Source organism: Mesorhizobium sp. M8A.F.Ca.ET.208.01.1.1 (genome assembly GCF_004791315.1).
Taxonomy (GTDB): domain Bacteria; phylum Pseudomonadota; class Alphaproteobacteria; order Rhizobiales; family Rhizobiaceae; genus Mesorhizobium.
On the sequence record NZ_SRUT01000064.1, the window covers coordinates 1 to 422 of the forward strand.

1 pseudogene is annotated in these 422 nt (G+C 67.1%); it reads right to left on the reverse strand.

What is annotated here, in order from left to right:
- Window positions 1-422, reverse strand: a pseudogene (locus tag EN851_RS34285) (phosphoglycolate phosphatase); the annotation flags it as partial.

Here is a 422-nt window from a genome sequence, read left to right on the forward strand (position 1 = left end):
GCCCGCCTCGTCGAGCTCGCCTTCGGCATATTTGCGGCTGTGCCGCTTCAGCGATTGGCTCGGCTCGATCGCCTTGACCGTGAACGGCTTCTTGCCGTCCCGCGGCCGCCACAGCAGCACCCGATCGCCCTTGGGCGTCGGGATGTTCCTGGGCGCTTCCAGCCCGGCTTCCTTGCAGAAGGTCTTGACGACGCCCTTGGCCATCGGGCCGAGCCCGATCACCGCCGTCACCAGGTGCAAGACACCCGTCGAGATTGCTTCCGGATGCACCGTGATCAGCACGGTGCCCGGCAGCTCGAGCGAAAGCACGGCGCGCGTGTCCTCGCGGCGCTTCGGCAGGAGATGATGCGCTTCGTCGATGATCAGCCAGTGCGGCCTTGCCGTGCGGTAGCGGACATTGCCGAGGCCCGGCAGCAGTTCAG